This window comes from Methylovirgula sp. 4M-Z18 (assembly GCF_037890675.1).
Taxonomy (GTDB): Bacteria; Pseudomonadota; Alphaproteobacteria; order Rhizobiales; family Beijerinckiaceae; genus 4M-Z18.
The window spans coordinates 1,396,826-1,418,019 of record NZ_CP149574.1 but is presented as its reverse complement, the minus strand read 5'-3'; the positions used below and the strand labels follow the sequence as shown (position 1 = coordinate 1,418,019).

General features: G+C 62.1%; 18 protein-coding genes. 6 read left to right on the top strand and 12 right to left on the bottom strand.

Annotation, left to right across the window (positions count from 1 at the left end; all coding sequences use genetic code 11):
• Window positions 1–40 precede the first annotated feature (40 nt).
• The 3 genes from V9T28_RS06385 (at window position 41) to V9T28_RS06375 (ending at window position 2,835) form a co-directional block, all read left to right on the top strand.
• Window positions 41–883 carry an ABC transporter ATP-binding protein gene (locus V9T28_RS06385; RefSeq protein WP_339071835.1) on the top strand — a complete coding sequence of 281 codons (843 nt, stop codon included), beginning with the start codon at window positions 41–43 and terminating at the stop codon, window positions 881–883.
• Window positions 880–1,722, top strand: a complete 843-nt coding sequence (locus V9T28_RS06380; protein WP_339071801.1) for an ABC transporter permease — start codon at window positions 880–882, stop codon at window positions 1,720–1,722. The genes V9T28_RS06385 and V9T28_RS06380 overlap by 4 nt, the downstream gene beginning before the upstream one ends.
• A 78-nt stretch (window positions 1,723–1,800) precedes the next feature.
• On the top strand, window positions 1,801–2,835 hold the full coding sequence (locus tag V9T28_RS06375) for an ABC transporter substrate-binding protein (protein WP_339071834.1): 1,035 nt from the start codon (window positions 1,801–1,803) through the stop codon (window positions 2,833–2,835).
• Window positions 2,836–3,027: 192 nt separating this feature from the next.
• Here V9T28_RS06375 and V9T28_RS06370 read toward each other — a convergent pair whose 3' ends face one another.
• From V9T28_RS06370 to V9T28_RS06335, 8 genes are all read right to left on the bottom strand, one after another.
• Entirely contained in the window at window positions 3,028–4,545 is a 1,518-nt protein-coding gene (locus V9T28_RS06370; protein ID WP_245424215.1) for an alkaline phosphatase family protein, read from the bottom strand.
• Between the two features lie 95 nt (window positions 4,546–4,640).
• Window positions 4,641–6,458 carry a DNA mismatch repair endonuclease MutL gene (gene mutL, locus V9T28_RS06365; protein ID WP_116402438.1) on the bottom strand — a complete coding sequence of 606 codons (1,818 nt, stop codon included), beginning with the start codon at window positions 6,456–6,458 and terminating at the stop codon, window positions 4,641–4,643.
• 3 nt (window positions 6,459–6,461) lie between these two features.
• Window positions 6,462–7,742, bottom strand: a complete 1,281-nt coding sequence (locus tag V9T28_RS06360; protein WP_116402437.1) for a M16 family metallopeptidase — start codon at window positions 7,740–7,742, stop codon at window positions 6,462–6,464.
• A gap of 68 nt (window positions 7,743–7,810) precedes the next feature.
• Window positions 7,811–9,142 carry a M16 family metallopeptidase gene (locus tag V9T28_RS06355; protein WP_199500259.1) on the bottom strand — a complete coding sequence of 444 codons (1,332 nt, stop codon included), beginning with the start codon at window positions 9,140–9,142 and terminating at the stop codon, window positions 7,811–7,813.
• A gap of 160 nt (window positions 9,143–9,302) precedes the next feature.
• On the bottom strand, window positions 9,303–9,977 hold the full coding sequence (locus tag V9T28_RS06350; RefSeq protein WP_147306512.1) for a hypothetical protein: 675 nt from the start codon (window positions 9,975–9,977) through the stop codon (window positions 9,303–9,305).
• 108 nt (window positions 9,978–10,085) lie between these two features.
• Window positions 10,086–10,595, bottom strand: a complete 510-nt coding sequence (gene lspA, locus V9T28_RS06345; RefSeq protein ID WP_116402434.1) for a signal peptidase II — start codon at window positions 10,593–10,595, stop codon at window positions 10,086–10,088.
• Window positions 10,592–13,675: an isoleucine--tRNA ligase gene (gene ileS, locus V9T28_RS06340; protein WP_116402433.1), complete on the bottom strand. Its 3,084-nt coding sequence runs from the start codon at window positions 13,673–13,675 to the stop codon at window positions 10,592–10,594. The genes lspA and ileS overlap by 4 nt, the downstream gene beginning before the upstream one ends.
• Before the next feature lie 251 nt (window positions 13,676–13,926).
• Window positions 13,927–14,259 (bottom strand): GIY-YIG nuclease family protein, encoded by a 333-nt coding sequence (locus V9T28_RS06335; RefSeq protein ID WP_116402457.1) that lies wholly within the window; start codon window positions 14,257–14,259, stop codon window positions 13,927–13,929.
• 110 nt (window positions 14,260–14,369) lie between these two features.
• Between V9T28_RS06335 and V9T28_RS06330 the strand changes: the two genes are divergently transcribed.
• Together V9T28_RS06330 and V9T28_RS06325 are read left to right on the top strand one after the other, a co-directional pair.
• A complete protein-coding gene (locus tag V9T28_RS06330; protein WP_339071833.1) occupies window positions 14,370–15,437 on the top strand; it encodes a DUF2239 family protein in 1,068 nt (355 codons plus the stop codon).
• 146 nt (window positions 15,438–15,583) lie between these two features.
• Window positions 15,584–16,795, top strand: coding sequence for a 6-phosphofructokinase (locus V9T28_RS06325; protein WP_116402432.1), 1,212 nt, complete (start codon window positions 15,584–15,586; stop codon window positions 16,793–16,795).
• 132 nt (window positions 16,796–16,927) lie between these two features.
• Here V9T28_RS06325 and V9T28_RS06320 read toward each other — a convergent pair whose 3' ends face one another.
• From V9T28_RS06320 to V9T28_RS06305, 4 genes are all read right to left on the bottom strand, one after another.
• On the bottom strand, window positions 16,928–17,776 hold the full coding sequence (locus tag V9T28_RS06320) for an MBL fold metallo-hydrolase (protein WP_199500258.1): 849 nt from the start codon (window positions 17,774–17,776) through the stop codon (window positions 16,928–16,930).
• Window positions 17,777–17,816: 40 nt separating this feature from the next.
• Window positions 17,817–18,767 (bottom strand): bifunctional riboflavin kinase/FAD synthetase, encoded by a 951-nt coding sequence (locus V9T28_RS06315; RefSeq protein ID WP_116402430.1) that lies wholly within the window; start codon window positions 18,765–18,767, stop codon window positions 17,817–17,819.
• 287 nt (window positions 18,768–19,054) lie between these two features.
• A complete protein-coding gene (locus V9T28_RS06310; protein ID WP_116402429.1) occupies window positions 19,055–19,516 on the bottom strand; it encodes a MaoC family dehydratase in 462 nt (153 codons plus the stop codon).
• Window positions 19,517–19,518: 2 nt separating this feature from the next.
• Window positions 19,519–20,412 carry a TIGR01459 family HAD-type hydrolase gene (locus V9T28_RS06305; protein ID WP_116402428.1) on the bottom strand — a complete coding sequence of 298 codons (894 nt, stop codon included), beginning with the start codon at window positions 20,410–20,412 and terminating at the stop codon, window positions 19,519–19,521.
• Window positions 20,413–20,712: 300 nt separating this feature from the next.
• Here V9T28_RS06305 and V9T28_RS06300 point away from each other — a divergent pair, with 300 nt between their 5' ends.
• Entirely contained in the window at window positions 20,713–21,147 is a 435-nt protein-coding gene (locus V9T28_RS06300) for an organic hydroperoxide resistance protein (protein ID WP_116402427.1), read from the top strand.
• Window positions 21,148–21,194: the final 47 nt, after the last annotated feature.

The following is a 21,194-nucleotide window of genomic DNA, read 5'->3' as shown; positions in this document are numbered from 1 at the left end:
ACCGTAGTGGGCGTGCAATCGACAGAGGGAGGAGAAGCCGATGGCAGAGGGAGCGCCTGCGCTTGGTGGGGTGACGTTTGAGGGGGTGAGCAAAAGGTTCGTGTCGCCGGTGGGCGAGACCATGACCGCCTTGCGCGATGTGACCCTCGAGATCCAGCCGGGCCAATTCTGCGCCATCGTCGGGCCCACCGGTTGCGGCAAGTCGACCACCTTAACCATGGCGGCCGGGCTCGAGCGCCCGAGCGAGGGGCGCGTCAGCGTCTCCGGCCAGCCGGTCAACGGCATCACCAAGGGCACGAGCTTCATGTTCCAGCAGGACGCGCTGCTGCCCTGGCGCTCGGTTGTCGCCAATGTCGCCCTCGGGCCGATCTTCAACAAAGTGCCGCTCAAGGACGCGCTCGCCATGGCGCGCGATTGGATGCGCACCGTCGGCCTCGCCGGCTTCGAGAACCATTATCCGCACCAGCTCTCGGGCGGCATGCGCAAGCGCGCGAGCCTCGCCGCGGCGCTCATCAACAAGCCCACGATGCTGCTGATGGACGAGCCCTTCTCGGCGCTCGACGTGCAGACCCGCGCCATCATGTCGAACGAATTATTGTCGCTGTGGGAAAAGACCCGGCCGTCCGTGCTGTTCGTCACCCACGACCTCGAGGAAGCGATCGGCCTTGCCGACAAGGTGGTGGTGATCACCGCCGGTCCCGGCACGGTCAAGGCGGTGTTCGACATCGATCTGCCGCGCCCGCGCGGCCCGCTGCAGGAAATCCGGTTCACGCCGCGCTTTCTCGAATTGCACCATCAGATCTGGGAGGCCTTGCGCGACGAGGTGCAGCGCACCTATGCCCGCCAATCGGCTCCCGCCGCCGCAGGGAAGGCAAAGCCATGAGCGAGATCACCTCATCCGCACCCGCCGCGAAAAGCCCGGCGCAAAGCCGGCGCCAGAAGGTGCTGATCGGCCAGGTGGCCGTGTTCGTGCTCTGGATGGCGACCTGGCAGATCCTCTCTTATTTCGAAGTGATCGATCCGTTCATTTCCGCCTCGCCGAGCAGCGTCGTGGTGCGCCTCGTCGATTGGCTCATCAACGGCACGGCGCTCGGCTCGTTCTGGTATCAGGTGCTGGTGACTTTGTGGGAGGCGGCGGTCGGCTTCGTGCTCGGGGTCGTCGGCGGGGTGTTCTTCGGCATTCTGCTCGGCCAGATCGACTATCTCGCCGACGTGTTCAACCCTTACATCAAATTCTTCAACGCGGTGCCGCGCATCGTGCTCGGCTCGATCTTCGTCATGTGGCTCGGTCTCGGCCTGCCGGCCAAGGCGCTGCTGGCGGCGGTGCTGGTGTTCTTCGTGGTGTTCTTCAACGCCTTCCAGGGGGCGCGCAGCGTCGATCCGAACCTCGTCAACAACATCCGCATCCTGGGCGGCTCGCGGCTCGATGTGGTGCGCAATGTCGTGCTGCCGTCGGCGCTGACCTGGATCATCGCCAGCCTGCATGTGGCGCTCGGCCTTGCCATCGTCGGCGCCATCGTCGGCGAGATCCTGGGGGCGCAGCATGGCCTCGGACTGCTGATCAAGTTCTCGCAGAACAATTTCGACTCGCCGGGCGTCTATGGCTGCATGTTCGTGATCGGCGCCATCGTGCTGAGCGTCGAGGCGATCATGGCGCGGGTCGAGAAGCGGCTGCTGGCCTGGCAGAAGCCGAAATCCTCGAACGCCGCGCAGGACGCTTGAGAGGCAGAAGAGTTTTTATCCCGCCGCGGCATCCAAGAAGCCGCCGCGGCTCAGGTTCAATGTGGAGGAACGAGAAAGATGAAACAGGATTTTCGCAATTGGCTGTTCGGCGCCGCGGCCGTGGCCGCGCTTGGCACCGGCCTGATGGGCGCGGCGCAGGCCGCGGACCTCAAAGTGTCGATGATGGTCGGCGGCATCGATAAGCAGATCTATCTGCCCTATCAGCTGGCGCAGAACCTCGGCTTCTTCAAGAAGCACGGCATCGAGATGGAACTGTCGACGGAGAACGACGCGGTCGGCGCGGAAGACGCGATGATCTCGGGCCAGGTCGACATGGCCGGCGCCTGGTACAATCACACGATCGACTTCCAGCTGAAGGGCAAGAAGGTCGTCGACATCATCCAATTGTCGGGCGCGCCGGGCGAGCGGGAAATGTGCGCCAAGGATTCGAACGTCAAGACGCCGGCGGATTGGAAGGGCAAGACGGTGGGCGTGACCGACATCGGCTCGGGCACCGACGCGCTGACCCTCTATCTCGCCGCGCGCAGCGACGTGACCTCGGACCAGTTCAGCCGGCTCGGGGTCGGCGCCGGGGCGACGCTGATCGCCGGCCTGCAGCACGGCCAGATCGTCTGCGGCATGACCACGCAGCCGACCGTGACGGCGATCGAGAAGAAGGGCATCGGCTATTCGGCCTTTGACCTTGCGACCACCGAGGGCACGAAGAAATGGCTCGGCGGCACCTGGCCGACCGCCTCGATCATCGTGCGCGCCGATTGGGTGGAAAAGCATCCCGAAGAGACCCAGCGGGTAGTCACCGCCATGGTCGAGACGATGCACTGGATCGCGACCCACAGCGCCGCCGACATTGCCGACAACATGCCGAAGGACTTCGTCAGCAACCAGCTCATCACCAAGCAGGATTACATCGACGCGCTGACCAAGGACAAGGACCAGTTCCTGCCCGACGGCATGATGCCGGAGGACGGCCCCAAGACCGTGCTCGACGTGCTCACCAAGGCCGGCAAGATCAAGGGCGAGGTCGATCTTGCCAAGACCTACACCAACGACTACGTCATCAAGGCCAATAAGGAATTGGGCTTTACCAAGTAAGTCGCTTTAAGCCCTTCTCCCCGTTTACGGGGAGAAGGTGCCCCACAGGGGCGGATGAGGGGCTGCCGCAGCCTTGCGAGATTTGTGCCTGACGCTGCGGGACAATGACGAGGCATCCGTGTGCCCCTCATCCGTCATGCTTCGCATGCCACCTTCTCCCCGCACGCGGGGAGAAGGGATACTGCCGCTGTATCAGAACGGCGCCCCCGGCAATGCCTGTGTCGCTTCCTTCTGCACCGCCTGCAATTCCTTCGGGTCATAGCCCAGAGCCTGCAGAATCGTCGGCGCCACTTGCGTCGTCTGCACCAGCGCCGTGATCGTGCGCGGCTGGATCGACGGATTGCTCAAGAGCAGCGCCACGTTGCGGTCATTGGCATTGCTGCCGCCGTGCTCGGCGATTTTCTTGCCCCCCGTATAGACGACGCCGGGATTGACCGTCACGATGAAATCGGGTGCGCGCGTATCGCTGGCGGGATCCTGATAGGCAAGCGCCACCTGATTGCTGGTCAGCAATTGGCCAATGCCGAGCGCCTTGCCTTGATCCTTCAGGTAATCGGCCGCGGCGGTCAGCGATTTTGCCCGCTCTTCCGGCTTCAGCCAGATCAACGAGGCATCGTCGGCGATATGGAACGCATAGCCCGGAATTTTGGTGTAGGGATCCTCGTCGGTCGGCTGGAATTTCGACGCATCGATCGGCGATTGGCCATGTTTCGACGCAACGACGATGAGTGTCGAATCTTCAAGCTTATTGTCGCGCAAGGCGCCGACCAATTCGCCCAAAGCATGATCGACATAATCGAGCTGCACGCCAAGCCCATTGTTCGGCGTGCCATCTGCATCTGCGTAACCGCCGATCAAGCCGGCATCGTCGCCAGGCCCGGCTTTCGGCAATTTCTGCCCGACGCTCACTGCCTGGAAATTCAGGCCGAACAGCGCCGGCACCGGCTGCTTATCTGCGCCCGTCGAGTCGAAGCCCTTCATTTCATTGATCACTGCCTTCACGCGCGCCTCGTCAAACTCACGCTCGGCCTTGAAGCTGCCGGTGGTTTTCACTTTGGTGCCGGGAATGAGCGAATCCTGTTCCAGCGCATAAAAATCATCGAGCCCCTTGCCGGACGGGCCGCCGACCCATTCATACGCCGGATGCTTGTCGCTCCAGGCGGTGCGCCCGCCGTGGCCGTGCACGATCTCGAACACATTGTTTACGCGGACGAACTCATGCGGAAACACCGGCTTGCATTCGCCGTTCACCAGCACGCGCGGCAGCTTGGCCGGATCGATCTGGGTCATCGGCTTGCCAGGTGTGCCGCCGCCGTCGAGGCGCGTATCGTCGACGTCGATGCTTTCGGCGAAATCAACTTCAGTGCCGGGATTGCCCTGACATTTCGAATCCGCGGCGAAATAGCTGCGATCGAACGAGTCGTCATAGTAGACGCCGGTCACAGCGGGCGTGCCGCCGGTCACCTGCGCGACGAAACCGGGGAAGGAATCGGACGGATTGGTGGTGAGGGCGTTCGGGTAGAACACACCTGTCTTCTGAAGAGCCGCCATCGTGCCTTGCGGATGGGCGGCAACGTAATTGGCCAAATCCACGGCATGCAGGCCGTCGACCGAAATCAGCAACACATGTTCATAGGGCTTGGCATTCGCCGGAGCCGCAGCACACGCCAGCGACGTGCCGAGCAAAAGACTGGCCATAAATTTACGCATTCATGCCTCCTCGATCGAAATAAACGACCGAGAGGGGCTAGCGCCGCGGCATGACAGAGTGATGAAACGCGGAACGGACCGTGGCCTTCCACTCCTTACTTTCGCCCGAATAGCCGCTCGATGTCGCTCAGTTTCAACTCCACATAAGTGGGTCGGCCGTGGTTGCATTGGCCGGAGCCGGGCGTTGCCTCCATTTCACGCAGCAGCGCGTTCATCTCTTCCGGCCGCAGGCGGCGGCCGGCCCGCACGGAATTGTGGCAGGCCATGGTGGCGAGCACGTGATCGAGCCGCCGCTCCAGCGCGAGGCTCGCATCCTCCTGCAGCGTCTGCGCGACATCGCGCACCAATTGGCGGATGTTGCCGGCGCGCAAGACGCTCGGCACTTCGCGCACCGCCACCGCACCGGGACCGAAACTGTCGAGCGCGAGACCGAGATCTTCGAGCGAAGGCGCGTTTTCGACGAGCCGGTCGACGTCGTCGGCATCGAGTTCGACAATCTCCGGAATGAGCAAAGCCTGCCGCTCGATGCCATGGGCCGCCCGCTGGCGCTTCATACGCTCATAAACGAGCCGCTCGTGCGCCGCGTGCTGATCGACGATGACAATGCCGTCGCTCGTCTGCGTGACGATATAGGTCTCGTGCAATTGCGCCCGCGCCGCGCCGAGCGGCGCTTCGACCGCGCTTGGCTCAGGGGGTGCCGCATGGGCGCGCACATCGGCGTGGGGGGCGATGTCGTCGATGAAGGCCGCTTGCACCGGTTCGGAAAATCCCTGCGGCGCAGCGGAAACATGGCTCGGTGCAGCGGGCGAGGCGCGCCAATCCCAATTCTGATTCTTCGGCGCATGCGCGAAGGCGCCGGCATTGCGCCGCGCGAGCGTATCGAGCGTTTTCGCGCCCCCGGTCGTCGCGACACGATGCAATGCCGCGCCAAGCGTCTGCTTGATCGCACCGACAAGCAGACCGCGCACGAGGCCAGGGTCGCGGAAACGCACCTCGGCTTTCGCCGGATGCACGTTGACATCGACCCAATGGGGATCGCAGCGCAGGAACAGCACGACAACCGGATGCCGGTCGTGGCTCAGATAATCGGCATAGGCCGCGCGGACCACACCGTTGAGCAATTTGTCGCGCACCGAGCGGCCGTTGACGAAGAGATATTGCGCCTGCGCATTAGCCCGGTTCCAGGTCGGCAGGCCGATATAGCCGCTCAAATCGAGATTTTCGCGCACCGCGTCGAGCCACAGCGCATTGTCATGAAAATCGCGCCCCAGAACTTGGGTGAGGCGTTGCAGCAACCCCGCTTCGTTATTGCCGCACGCGGCATAATCGAACCCGGAAAGATGATCGCCCTGCAGCGAAAAGCGCACGTCAGGATGGGCCATGGCGAGACGCTTCACCACATCCGCGACCGCTTGCGCTTCGGCGCGTTCGGTTTTCAGGAATTTAAGCCGCGCCGGGGTTGCGGCAAAAAGCTCGCGCACTTCTAGGCGCGTGCCGCGCGTGTGGCTCGCGGGCGCCACCGCATGTTTGACGCCGCAATCGACGAGGATGCGATGACCCTCGGTGTCGCCGTGCGCGCGCGTGTGAATCTCGAGCCGTGCCACCGAGCCGATGCTCGGCAGCGCCTCGCCACGAAAGCCCAAAGTCGCGATATTGGTCAGATCGGCGTCGGGCAGTTTCGAGGTCGCATGGCGTTCGACCGCAAGGTCGAGATCCGCGGCGCTCATGCCGATCCCATCGTCGATGACGCGAATGAGCTTCGCGCCGCCGCCTTCCACCACCACATCGATGCGCGTCGCGCCCGCGTCGAGCGCATTCTCGACGAGTTCCTTGACGGCCGACGCGGGGCGTTCGACTACTTCGCCCGCCGCGATTCGGTCGACCAGGATCGGATCGAGGCGGCGGACCGGCATGGTCTAAACGCCGCTTGGCCGGCCAGCAATGGCGACGAGCAGTTTCTGATTGCCGAACAGGCGCTCGGCAACACGCTTTGCATCCGCCAACGTGACGCGGCCGATTTCGACATTGCGTGCATCGAGCCAATCGGGGGTGAACCCATCGCGCATGATATGGACCAGCGCGCCGGCGATTTTCGTCGACGTGTCGAAGCGCAGCGGATAGGACCCGATGAGAAATTTCTGCGCCTTTTCCAATTCGTCGGCCTCCGGCCCGTCCGCGGCCAGCTTCGCGATTTCCTCCTCGATGACGGAAAGCGATTCAAGAGCCCGCTCATTCTTCGTCGATGTGCCGCCCATGAGGGCGGCGGTATAATCCTGCGTCATCAGCGAGGAATGGACCGAATAGGCAAGGCCGCGCTTTTCGCGCACTTCCTTGAACAGCCGAGCCGAAAACACGCCGCCACCAAGAATATGATTGACGACGGTTGCGGCAATATAATCGGGATCGTGGCGCGCAATGCCCGGCAGACCGAAACGGATTGTGGCTTGCGGAATGTCGAGATCGACAAGCTGCCGCGTGCCCTGACCCTGCAGCGTGATCGGCGCAAGGACGCGGTGATGCGCCTCGGCCGGCAGCGGCGCGAACACGCGGTCGAGAAGCGCGCTCAAATCCCGCGCATTGATCGCGCCGACCACGGCGATCTTCAAATCCTTGCGCGCGAACAGAATCTTATGCAGCGCAACGATATCGTCCCGCGTGAGCGCCTCAACGCTTGCAAGCGTGCCGCGCTGCGGCAGCCCGTACGGATGATCGGGAAAAGCCGCCTGGCGAAACGCCTTTGCAGCATTGGCATCGGGATCGTTGGTCTCGCGACGAATGCCGGCTTGCATCTGCGATTTCACGCGCGCCACGGCCGCCTCGTCGAAGCGCGGCGCGTGCAGTGCAAGGCGCAACATCTCGAAGGCCGCATCGACATTGCGCACCATCGTGCGCAGCCGGCCCGTCACCACATCTCGTTCGGCGGCAAAGGACAATTCGATCGCCTTGTCGTCGAGCGCGCGCTGGAAAGCTTCGGCATCGAGATCTCCCGCGCCTTCATCGAGCAGACCGGCGGTCAGCGTTGCTGCGCCGGCTTTGCCTTCGGGGTCCTGATTGCTCCCGCCCTTGCTGGCGAATTCGAGGGAGACGAGCGGCACGGCATAATCTTCCACGAGCCACGCCTCGATGCCGCCGGGCGAGCGCACGATCTGCACGGTTTCGGCGCGCGAGCGGACGAGGGATTGGGTGACGGTCGACATGGCAGAGTCCTAAAATTGTTTTTGATTTGCGTCCTTCTTCCGCACGGCGGGAGAAGGGGTCAATGACTTCACGCCGCCTTCGGCAGCAAATGGCCCGTGACGGCACGGTTCTTTACCAGCCATTTTTGCAGCGCCGTCTGTACGGCCTCCGGCGTCACGGCATCGATCCGATCCGTCCATTGCCGGACATCGTCAATAGTCAGGCCGGTGGTGAGCGATGCACCGTACCATTGCGCCAATGAGACCTGATTGTCTCGCGCATAGATTGCATCGGCAACCAATCGCGTCTTGGCGCGCGTGATGTCGGCGGGATCGAAGCCAGTTTCGGCAGCCTCCGCGAGCGCGTCGTCCATCGCCTTGTCGAGCGTCGCAAGGCTCACGCCGGGGGCCGGCGTGGCATAGAGATAGAAGCGCGTCGCGTCGAGGGCCGTGCCCATGTAATAGGCCCCCGCTCCGACGGCCACCTTCTGATCGAGCACCAGCGCCTTGTACAACCGACTCGTCTGGCCGCCGCCCAGAAGATGCGCCAGCACCTCCAGGGCCTCCGCCTCACCGGATGCAGCCGTGGCATAGGAAGGTGTGAGATAGATGCGCTGCTGATTGGGTTGTTCGACCTTTTCGTCATTCAAGGTCACCAGCCGATGCGCGCGCGGCTCCGGCTCCTGCGGACGAGCGCGTTTGGGCGCGTCGCCGCGCGCCGCGATCCTGCCGTAGGTGTCCTCGGCCAGTTCACGCACTTCGGCTTCGCCGACATCTCCGGCGATGACCAGAATCGCGTTTTCAGGCGTGTAGAACCGGCGGTAATAGGCAAGCGCGTCCTCGCGGCTTAGTCCCTCGATCTCATGATTCCAGCCGATGATCGGCTTGCCGTAGGGATGATGCACGAACAGCGCCGCCTGGACCGCCTCTGACAACTGCGCGCCCGGATCGCTGTCCGTGCGCATGCGACGTTCCTCGAGCACGACGTCACGCTCCGGGTTCACCACTTCGTCTGTCAGCACCAAGCCCGTCATCCGGTCGGCCTCGAATTCCATCGCCGTCTTCAAATGCTCGCGCGGCAGGCGCTGGAAATAGGCTGTGTAATCGTTGGAGGTAAACGCATTCTCCTGGCCGCCGAGCTCGGCGACCACATTGGAGAATTCGCCCATCGGGTGTTTCGCCGTGCCCTTGAACATCAGATGTTCGAGAAAATGCGCGATGCCGGATTTGCCGGCCGGATCGTCCGCCGAACCGTTGCGATACCACACCATATGGGTCGCAACCGGCGCGCGGTGATCGGGAATGACCACCACCTGCATACCGTTGGCAAGGAAGAAGCTCGAAATGGCGGGCGCACCTTTACCGGCCTGATCGTGCGGTGATTGGCTGCGCGGCGGCGCCGATGAGGCGGAAGAGGTCATGCTGCTCAAATACTCCCTGACGGCCTTAAAGAGCCATTCACGTGGCTCTTCTTGAGAACGGTCAGCAGCATATAGGGAGCGGCGGATAAAAACACCAGGCAGGCGACATTCGTTTCCTCCGCCCAGTACCGGAGGAAACGCCCAGCAACTAGGTCAGGACCTAATATTGGTTGGCAGATTGCTCGCGCCAATAAGCCTTGGGATCGGACGACGTGTCTTTCTTCGGGGCCTCGAAGCCGGGCTTCACTTTCTGGGTCACGGTGCGATAGCCCTTCGGCGGATCGGTCAGATCGCTGCGAGCAGGTTCGCTGCCAACGCCAACGCCGACATTACTATCGTCCGAAATACGATTGTTGCTCAATTCTTCCGGCCGGGCATAGACGCACCAATGCGTATTCTCGTGGTTGCGGCAGTAATCATCGCCAGGCTTGACTGGTGCCTGATCCGCCCGGTTCGCCATCAACTCCTGCTTGGACATTTCCGGCTTGTCCTTCGTGCGGATGCCACCAGGCTGTTTGGCGGCTTCAATCGCGCGCTGGTGCTTCAACACGTCAGGATCCTGCGGCCAGTTCGTGGCCTTGGCCTGTGCCGCGCGCGGCGGCGGGAGGTCCATTTTCGGGGGCAGCACGAGCGGCGCGCGCTCGTGATAATCGATTTGCGGCTTATCCGAATCGTCGGTCGGATCGAGTTTGATCAGGCCCATGAAGGAGTTGACCAACGTATCCTGACCGTCATCCATCGCCGCTGCGGGGGTTGCCGAGAGCGAGACCGCCACCACGGCGGCGCCCGCGATCAGGGCCGCACCGGCCATAAGACTTGAAAAATGCTTACGCATCACGTCAGAACTCCCCATCGCGCCAGAATGGCCGACAAAAATTAAATTTCCGGGCTCCATGCCGGAACTTCGCGGCAATTTGGTGGCGGCGCCCCGTCGCAAGGCCCCTTAAGCGGCCTTATCCTCACCTAAAAAGGACTCATATAGCAGAATGGCCACACCGGCAACGATGCCGGCATCGGCAAGGTTAAAGACATAATTGCCCAAAAACCCGGTATTCGGGATGTGCAGCGCCAGGAAATCGGCCACGGCGCCGTAGATGGAGCGGTCATAGGCGTTACCGAGCGCCCCGCCGATGATGAGGCCGAGGCCCGTCGCGAGCAGCGGTCGCCTGACGCGCATCAGCCAGATCCCGAGCGCGAGGCAGGCGCCGACCGCCATGGCGAGCAGCGCCAGACGGCCGAGCGCCGAATTGGCCGTGAAGAGCGAGTAGGAAATGCCGTGGTTCCAGTGCAGGGCAATGTCGAGGAACGACGTGACCCGCACGTCCGGGGTCACTGGCCCGTAAATGTCGACCGTGCCGGGAATATCGACGCCCTGCAGGATCATGTGCTTGGAGATCTGATCGGCGGCAAGCACGAGGCACGCCGCAATCAATCCGAATTGACGCGCCCTCACGCCCAGCGTCCCAAGGCCTTCAACTCACGCAACGCGGCCGCATCACGCGGCGTGACGTCCGGATAGTCCGGATCGCTGCCGACCAGCGGCGAATAGCGCCAAGAGCGGGCGCATTTCTTGCCCGCAGCGCGACGCGGCTCGACCGACACCTGGGCGACCTCGGGCAAACGGAAGGCGGCGGCCGGCCCTTCGTCCGCAACAATCGTGATGTCCGAGGTGATGCAGACATCGGCAAAATCGACCGCTTCCAGCGCCGCCCGCAGGGACGGATCGGCGATATGGACGATCGGCGCCGCTTCGAGCGACGAGCCGATATTCTTCTGCGCCCGCTCGATTTCGAGCGCGCCGGTCACGACCGAGCGCACCCGGCGCACGAGCCGCCATTTCTCTGCCAGCACATCGTTGCGCAAATCGCCCAAGCCTTGCGGGAAAGTCGCGAGATGCACCGAGTCGAACCGGCCGCGGCCATAATCGAGCCATGCCTCGTCGCAGGTGAACACGAGGATCGGCGCCAGCCATTTCAGGAGCGCATCGCAGATCATATCGATCACCGTCAGCGCGCTGCGCCGTGCGACGCTGGAGGGCGCATCGCAATACAGCGTGTCCTTGCGGATATCGAAATAGAAGGCCGAGAGATCGCTGGTCATGAAATAGGACAGCGACGAAACGACCTTCTTGTAATCGAATTGCTGATAGGCTTCGAGCACGACATCGTTCAGCTCGGCCAGGCGATGCAGCATGAAGCGCTCGAGCTCGGGCATCTCCTTGACGGCGACTTTGTCCTTCGGATCGAAATGCGACAAAGCACCAAGCATCCAGCGGATCGTGTTGCGCAATTTGCGATAGGTTTCGGAGAAGGTCTGCATGATGTTCTTGCCGATGCGCAAGTCGTCCGAATAGTCGGACGCGCAAACCCACAGGCGCAGGATATCGGAGCCCGCGTCCTTGATGATGTCCTGCGGTGCGACCACATTGCCGATCGATTTCGACATCTTGCGGCCCTGCTCGTCGAGCACGAAGCCATGGGTGAGCACCACGTCGAACGGAGCGCGGCCGCGCGTGCCGCACGATTCGAGCAAGGAGGAATGGAACCAGCCACGATGCTGGTCCGAGCCTTCGAGATACATCACCTCATCGACACCGCCATCGACCTTGCGGTGGATGCCGGCAAGGCCGGGGAAATGCACCGGATCTTCCAGCACATAGGAATGGGTCGAACCGGAATCGAACCACACGTCGAGCACGTCCATCACCATATCATAATCGGCGGGATCGTAATCGGGTGCCAGAAAGCGCTGCGCCGCATCGTCCTTGAACCACGCATCGGCGCCTTCCGCCTCGAAGGCATCGGCAATGCGCTTGTTCACGCGCCCGTCGATGAGCACCTCGTGCGTCCCCTCTTTGACGAAGATCGCGATCGGCACGCCCCAGGCGCGCTGACGCGACATCACCCAGTCGGGCCGGTTCTCGATCATGCCGTTGATGCGATTCTCGCCGCTCGCCGGCACCCAACGCGTCTCCGTGATCGCTTCCAGGGCGGTATCGCGCAAGGTGCGGCCATTGCCGCGTGTGGCGCCTGCGCCATTCGCGGCGCCAGAAGAATGACTGAGCATATTGGCGATGGGCTTGTCCATCGCAATGAACCATTGCGGCGTATTGCGGAAGATCACCGGCTTCTTCGAGCGCCAGCTATGCGGATATTGGTGCTTGAGCCGCCCGCGCGCGACAAGATGGCCGTTCGCCATGAGCGCCTTGATCACGGCGTCATTGGCATCGCCCTTCTCGCCCTTGTCGGTCAGGACGCGCTTGCCGACAAAGCCCGGCGCATCCTCGGTGTAAAAGCCGTTTTCGTCGACCGTGTAGGGAATGCGCGTATCGATGCGGCGCTCCTGGAGGATGCGGGAGGACGCCATCCAAACATCGAAGTCCTCGCGGCCGTGGCTGGGCGCCGTGTGCACGAAACCCGTACCGGCATCGTCGGTGACATGATCGCCGGGCAGCAGCGGCACATCGAAGCGATAGCCGTCGGCAAAGCCCGCGAGCGGATGGGCGCAGGCCTCGATCTCTTCCGGATCGACGCTGCGCACCTTCTCAAACCGCTCGACGCGCGCGGCCTTGAACACATCGGAGGCAAGCTTGTCGGCGATCACATAAAGCGCACCAACTTTGGCCCAATTGTCGCCGGCCGCCTCGGTCACCCGATAAAGGCCATAGGCAACGCGCGGCGAATAGGCGATGGCGCGGTTGCCGGGAATCGTCCAAGGCGTCGTCGTCCAGGCCACGATGCTCGCGGCCTTCAATTCGTCGAACGCCTCGCAGGTCGCCTCGATGTCTTCAGGATTTTCGCCCGACAATTCCGCGGCCTTGCGCGCCAATTCGACCGCATTGGCCGAGACGCGGCGCACAGGGAAGGCCGCCCAGATCATATCGGAGGTGTGGTCCTCATATTCGATTTCCGCCTCGGCGAGCGCAGTTTTCTCCACCACCGACCACATTACCGGCTTCGAGCCGCGATAGAGCAGACCATTGGCCGCGAATTTCATGATCTCGCGCGCGATCTGCGCTTCGGCGGCAAAGGTCATGGTGAGATAGGGATGGTCCCAATCGCCTGTGACGCCAAGGCGCTTGAATTCCTCGCGCTGCACATCGACCCAATGTTCGGCGAAGGCGCGGCATTCCTGGCGGAACTCGACGACATCGACATCGTCCTTGTTCTTGCCCTTGGCGCGATATTGTTCCTCGATCTTCCATTCGATCGGCAGGCCGTGGCAGTCCCATCCCGGCACGTAATTGGAATCCTTGCCGAGCATCTGCTGCGAGCGCGTCACCACATCCTTCAGGATCTTGTTGAGCGCATGGCCGATATGGATATTGCCGTTGGCATAGGGCGGGCCGTCATGCAGCACGAATTTCGGTCGGCCTGCGCCTTCGCGGCGAAGCTGGCCGTAAAGGTCGATCTCCTTCCAGCGCGCCAGCAATTCCGGCTCTTTCTTGGGCAGCCCCGCGCGCATCGGAAAATTCGTCTGCGGCAGGTAGAGCGATTGCGAGTAATCGGGGCCTTTCGGCGGAGTGTCGTTCATGTCGAATGCGCCATGTGGAAGACGCGCTGGAACCGCTTATTCCGCCCAGGCACGCCAATATTTGAAGGAAGGAATGCCAGCCCATAAAGCTCCCCATCCCGCGCGAGGCTGGCTCAAGCGCGGCGGGAGCTGATAATTCGAATGAGGGTCCGGCTCAACATGGCACGCTTCTAACAAAAGTCGGCGGGGCGGACAATGGGCTTTTGCCCACGATCCTTGCCCGCTTCACCGGCCAGACGGCCTGCGCCGTCTCAGAGCGGATGAGCGCCAAGCTTGGCCCGCCAAAAGGCCACGCGCTTTTTGAGCAGCGCGTCACGGAGATAGGCGCTTTCCTGGCTTTCCAGCCGCTCCAATATATCAAAAACCAAAGCGTGCTCGCCGTGGATGCGCCAGGCCCGCTGCAGCGCGGTCCGCGAATGGGTACCGAGCCACAACTCGAACCAGATCCGGTTTCGGATTTTGTCGAGATCGGGCGCTTGACCGACCCAGACCTCGCCGCTTGCCGAGCATCGGACAGCATAAATGCCCGCCGGGCTCTCACGTTTCTTATAGGCGGCGATGGCCGCGCGTCTGGCTTCCGTCATGATCATCTCCGTGCCTGCCAGTTCCAGCCAGGAGGTAGCCATTGTGTACGCACATGTCAATTTTATCCAGGTAAAATTGACATGAATATTTTGCCTTGGTAAAAATATACATGAGCTCAGATCATCCCACCGAGACCAACCCGCTCGTCGCACCCAGCACCGCGTTTGCCGGCCCCCACCTGCTCGCCGCTGGCCCTCTTGCCGATGTCCTCTTGGCGGTAAAAGCCGCTTTGGATCGCGGTGAGCCCGAACCGATTTTCATCTTCGAGGACGCGACCGGCCGAGCGCGGGATTTTGACCTGCGCGGCTCGACCGCCGACATCCTGTTCCGCCTGACGCAGCAGGCCAAAAATGCGACCGTGGCCAAACGGCGGCGGGAACCGTCCACTGACGAGCCGCGCGGCCCCGGCCGCCCGAAGCTCGGGGTAATCGGCCGCGAGGTGACCTTACTGCCGCGCCACTGGGATTGGCTGAATGGGCGACCCGGCGGCGCATCCGTCACCCTGCGCCGATTGGTGGAGGAAGCGCGTCGCAACACGCGGCCTCAGGCAAAGCAGGCACAGGAGGCCGCTTATCATTTCATGTCCGCTTCATGCGGCGATCTACCCGGGTTCGAAGAGGCGATCCGCGCGCTTTTTGCGTCCGACCAAATCACATTCGCCGCCCATATCGCCAATTGGCCGAACGACTTTCAGGATTATGCACAGCGGCTCGCCGCGCCAGCCTGGCGAGATGGCGCCCCTGCGGCGTCACAAACCTCTTACTTGCAACCGTCCCAGGAGAGTGGTCGCGCCTTTCTGGCGCGGGATATTGCCGGCGACGTGGTGATGCTCAATCTGCTGCGCTTTCGCCCACTCGCAGATTATTCGGCCCATCCGGAACTCGAACCGCCAAAGCCGATCAGCGGTGCCGAGGCTTACGATCTTTATGTCGCGCATACGCTACCCTTCTTGCGCGAGAGCGGCGGCGACATTCTCTTTTATGGCGAAGCCGGCCAATTCCTTATTGGCCCAACCGAGGAACGCTGGGACCGGGCGATGCTCGTCCGCCAAACATGCGTCGACGCCTTCATGCGCTTTTCAACCCATGCGCTCTACCTTGCCGGCCTGGGCCACCGCACCGCGGCGCTCGAAGATTCACGGTTGCTACCGATAACGGAGCTGCCGCACTGCGCTTGATCAACCCCATTTTCTTGATCCTGTCACAATAAACGTTCACGCCGATGCGGCGCGTTGCCCCGCATCGTTTTTGGCCCTTGCGGTCGGCGTCGCATTGGGGTCATATCCGGCTCCGATTGACACATCGAATGAGATAGGGAGGTCCCATGCCGTCGTCGAAAATCCTCGTTGCGCAGGGCGGCGGCCCGACCGCCGTAATCAACCAATCGCTTGTCGGTGTGGTGATGGAGGCGCGCAAACACGCCAATGTCGCCGCCGTTTACGGCGCGGCGCATGGGGTGCGTGGCATTGTCAATCAGGATTTCGTCGACCTCGGCCAGGAAACCCAGGCCAACCTCGAAGCGGTCGCGGCAACCCCCTCCTCGGCGCTCGGATCGACCCGCGACAAACCGGACCTGAAATATTGCCAGGACATTCTCAAGGTCCTGCAAGCCCATGCGATCGACCGCTTCTTCTACATCGGCGGCAACGATTCTTCCGACACGGTGCGCATCGTCGCCGAAGAAGCGCGCAAGGCCGGCCACCCGCTGCATTGCGTGCATATTCCCAAAACCATCGACAATGATCTCGTCGGCAACGATCACACGCCCGGCTACCCGTCGGCGGCGCGCTTCGTCGCCCAGGCCTTCATGGGCGCCAATCTCGATAACGCATCGCTGCCCGGCGTCTATTGCGCGGTGATCATGGGCCGCCACGCCGGCTTTTTGACCGCCGCCTCGGCACTTGCCAAGCGCTTGCCCCATGACGGACCGCATCTCATCTATCTGCCCGAGCGCACCTTCAAGGTCGATCAGTTCCTCGCCGATGTGAAAGCCGTTTACGGCAAATATGGCCGCTGCGTCATTGCGGTGTCGGAAGGCATTCACGACGAGAAGGGCGACGCGATCATGACCAAACTCGCGAAGACCGTCGAGCGCGATGCGCATGGCAACGTGCAATTGTCCGGCACTGGCGCGCTTGCCGACCTGCTGTGCGAGGAGATCAAGAGCAAGCTTGGCATCAGCCGCGTGCGCGGCGATACGTTCGGCTATCTGCAACGCTCTTTCGCCGGCTGCGTTTCGGACGTCGATCAGCGCGAGGCGCGCGAGGTGGGCGAACGCGCGGTACAATTCGCGCTCTCGGGCCATGCGGAAGGCTCAGTGTCGATCAAGCGCATCGGCGACTATGCGGTCGATTACCAGCTCGTGCCGCTCACGACGGTTGCCGCGAAGACGCGGGTCATGGAAGACGAGTTCATCAACGCCGAAGACAATGGCGTGACGGCCGCTTTTCACCACTACCTACGCCCCCTCCTCGGCACCGACCTGCCGACGGCCGCGCAATTGCGGATGAGCAAGGTGCTGAAGATCGGCGCGTAAGGCGCGTCATCAAGCAATGCGGTGGATGAAGGCTACACGGTCATCACCCTTCTCCCCGCTCGCGGGGAGAAGGGTCACTCTGAATCAAGAGCGGGATGATCCTGTGGCCGTCATACCAACCAAAGCCAACCGCTAGATCACCTGCAGATCCTTGCCGACAAGGATCTCGCCGCCGAAATCCTTGCGCACATCTGCCATCCATATGTCGTCGTTGAGCGACGGATCGCCGCCCGGCACGAAATGGTTCAACACCAGCGTCTTGACGCCCGCGGCGGCGGCAATCTTGCCGACCTGCGTCGTGGATGTATGGCTCTTGACGAGATGATCCATGAGGGCCGGCGCATCGTTGTCCGCTTTCAACAGGCGCTCCAGCGCCGGCAGATACATGACTTCATGCACAAGCACATCCGCGCCTTTCGCAAAATCGGCAAGCGGCGGAAAGTAGGTCGTGTCGCCCGAGAAGACGATCGTCCGGTCTTTCGTTTCGAGGCGGAAGGCGAAGGTCGGCTTCAACGTGTAATGGTCCACCGGCAGCGCCGTCACACGGACGCGCTCGTCCTGCATGACAAGGCGCGCATCCTCGAATTCATGCGTCCGAATGAGGTCGCGGAACGGCGGACGTCCCTCTTCGTGGATCCGCACATCGATGTCGACTTTGTTCATGTCGGCATAATGATCGATCATCCGGCTCAGTCCCGGCGGGCCGTAGAGATCGATAGGTGTGTTCAAGCCCGAGGCCCAGGCTACCAAAGGCAAAGCGCCGAGATCGGCGATGTGATCCGAATGAAAATGCGTGATAAAGATATTCCCAAGCGATGAAAGCGAGATACCTGCCTTGACGAGTTGCAGCGCAACGCCGTTACCGCAATCGATCACATAAGGCTTTCCGTCAATCACGACGACATTGGCGGGCTGGGCGCGGAGCGGTGACGGCGTCGGGCCGCCTTTGGTGCCGAGCAGGATCAATTTTGTCGTCGTCACACGTTGCACCTTTCCTCTGCCGAACAATGATGCCGCGCCGCTACGCGCCGAGTATCTCTCGTGCTTTCTCTACGTCACGCTGCATCTGCGCCTTCAATGCGTCTAAGCCGTCGAATTTCTCCTCGCCGCGTAGCCACGCAACGAAGTCGACCTCAACCTCTTTGCCGTAAAGGTCGCCGGAAAAATCGAAGACAAAAACTTCCAGCAGCGGCGGGCCATTGTCGACCGTGGGACGGCGGCCGAAGCTGGCGACACCATTGTAAGTCACGTCGTCCGCGGTGCACCGCACGGCATAGATGCCGTGCCGCAAATGGGACGACGGATCGAGCACGATATTGGCGGTGGGAATACCGAGTGTACGGCCAAGCTTTTGTCCGTGCACCACCTCGCCTTCTATAAACCAATTGTGGCCGAGCAATTGTGCTGCCGCCGCAACATCGCCGGCGACCAAGGCCTCGCGGATCGCGGTCGAGGAAACGGCATCCAGCGATCCGGCCGCGTCCTGCGCGATTTTCGCGACGACCTCCACGGCAAAGCCGTAACGGACACCGGCGTTTTGCAAGAATTCCGGCGAGCCTTGCCGCGCCTTACCGAAATGAAAATCATAACCGACGACAACGGCTGAGACTTGCAGCCGCTTGACGAGCACGTCTTCGACGAAATGCTCGGCGGTGAGCCCGGCAAGATCGGCGTCGAAGGAAAGAACGACCATGCCCTCAAGCCCGAGCCGCGCGAAGGCCTCCGCCTTGGCCTGCCAGGTCGTAAGGCGGAAGATCACGCTGCGCTTGGCGAAATAGTCGGCGGGATGCGGTTCGAACGTCAGGACCGCGCAAGGCCGCCCAAGCTTCTGCGCCAAGGCTTTTGCCCGTGCGAGCACGCCGGCGTGACCACGGTGCACCCCGTCGAAATTGCCGATGGCGACGACCGCGCCGGCGAGCCCGAGCGGCGGCGCGGCTGGGTCATGGGCAATGATGAAGGAGGGATGCTGCATGGGGTCGCTGTGAATGAAATGGGTTCAGAAGCGATGCCGCGCGCGCCTTTCTCCCATAGGGAGAAGGTGGCCGACAATCAAATCGAGTGTACCCGATTTGATCACTAAGAATGATGTATTTGTGCAAGCCCAAGTACATGTGTTGGTCGGATGAGGGGACACGCCTGCGAGACGAGACTCGATAACGGCCCAGCAAACGACGTTTCCGAGTCCCCTCATCCGCCTTGCTTCGCAAGCCACCTTCTCCCTATGGGAGAAGGATGCGCCGAATTGTTCCAGCCAATCTCTCATCCCCGCGCGTCCTTCTGCGGCTTCTTGACCTTCGAGGGCACCATCACGATCGCTTCGCCATCGAGGACAACCTTATCGTCCACGCTTGCCTCGCAATAGAGCCGGCAGCGGCGGCCCTGCTCGATCAGCTCCACCACTTCCACATGCACGCGCACCACATCACCGATTTTCACCGGGCCTTTGAAATTAAGGGTCTGGTTGAGATAGACCGCGCCCGGCCCCGGCAGATACATGCCGAGCACTGCCGAGATCAGGCTCGCCGTATAGAGCCCATGGGCGATGCGCTCGCCGAAACGGGTCTTACGGGCGAAATGCTCGGAGAGGTGTATCGGGTTGTGATCGCCGGAAAGAGTCGCAAAGCCGATCACGTCCTCGTTCATCACCGTCTTCAGGATCGTCTCCGACATGCCGACGGCGAGATCCTCGAAATAGTGGGTTTTGAACGGAGCCGCTGCCATGCCTACCACACAAGACGCGAAATGGCCGCAGTCGGAACCTGGCCGTGCTTCCGGGCGAGATGCTGATAAGCATCGACATCGAATCGCCCTTCGGTATCGTACAAGTCGTCGCGATGAATGCCTTCCGACACGAAGAGCGCATCGAGGCCATGCGCCAGCGCCCCCGCAATGTCTGTATGGAACGCATCGCCGATGGCAAGCACGCGCTTCGGATCGACCGGCTTGTGATGTTTCTCGGATGCAAGCTGCAGCGCCCGCTCGTAGATCGGCGCATGCGGCTTGCCCGCATAGGCGACTGCGCCGCCCATATCTTCGTAGCGGTGGGCCAGCGCGCCGGCGCAGTAGATGAGCTGTTCGCCGACATGGACAACGATGTCGGGATTGGCGCAGATCATCGGCAGATCCCGCACCTGCATCTCGGCGAGCGCCTCCGTATAATCGTCAGGCGTCTCCGTGTGGTCGTCATTCAGGCCGCTGCACAAGATATAAGAGGCCTGCTCGACCGGCGCGCGGCGCGGCCGCACGCCGAATTCCTCGTCAAGCACGTGAAACAGCGCGAGGTCGCGCTCCGGCCCGATATGGTGCACGGGCACGTCGCCGTGCTCGGCCATCAGCGCCAGGGTGACGTCGCCGGAGGTGACCACCGTATCGTAGGTCGTCGTCGGCACCAAAAGATGATCAAGCTGGCGGATGACCGAACGCCGCGGGCGCGGCGCATTGGTGATCATCACGACCGTGCCGCCATGGGCACGAAACCGGCCCAGGGCGGCACAGGCTTCCGGAAAATGCTCGCGCCCGTTGTGGATAACGCCCCATACGTCGCTGAGGATCACATCGTAACGGTCGGCCACCGACGAGAGGCCGGGAATGAGCGGGTCGGACAGGTTCGTGGTCATAAGAGGCGGCTAATGCTCCGGGGTGCGCAAGTCAAGCAATATGGGCGCCCTTGCGGCGGCCATGTCTTAACCGGGCTCTGTTATCAGTTTGCGACATGGCACGCCGCAATGATAGCGGGTATTCGAAGCGCCCAGATCGCCATGAAAAAAATGTGCGCGCGGGCCTGCCAGGGCCGGACCGTCACGATATCGTGACGATCTCGCGCGCAAAAAGACGAAGCCGGATCCGTCACGACCTTGACCGACACCGACTATCCGGCAACGATCCCTCCCGCCAACCAGCCATAAGGGACCTTCCATATGCTGACCAAAGTGCTTTTCACCGCCACCTCCACTGCAACGGGCGGCCGCAACGGCCATTCGGAAGCCGCCGACCATTCGGTTGCGGTCGATCTGTCCGTGCCGAAGGAAATGGGCGGACCAGGCAAGCCCAATACCACGACGCCGGAACATCTTTTTGCCACCGGCTATGCCGCCTGCTTCGGCGGCGCCCTCGACTATATCGGCCATCAGCACAAGAAGGATGCGAGCAAGGCCGCAGTCACCTGCTCGGTCTCCATCGGTCCGCGCGAAGCCGGCGGCTTCGGTCTCGAAGTCAAGCTGCATGTGGTCGACAAGAGCCTGCCCCAAGCCGAATTGCAGGCGCTCGCCAATGAGGCGCATGAGAAGATTTGCCCCTATTCCCACGCGACTCGCGGCAATGTGCCGGTCGAAGTGACGGTCGAAGGGGCATAAGTCGACGAAATGCGCCCTTTTCTCATGAAAAGGGCGCATGTAGCTTA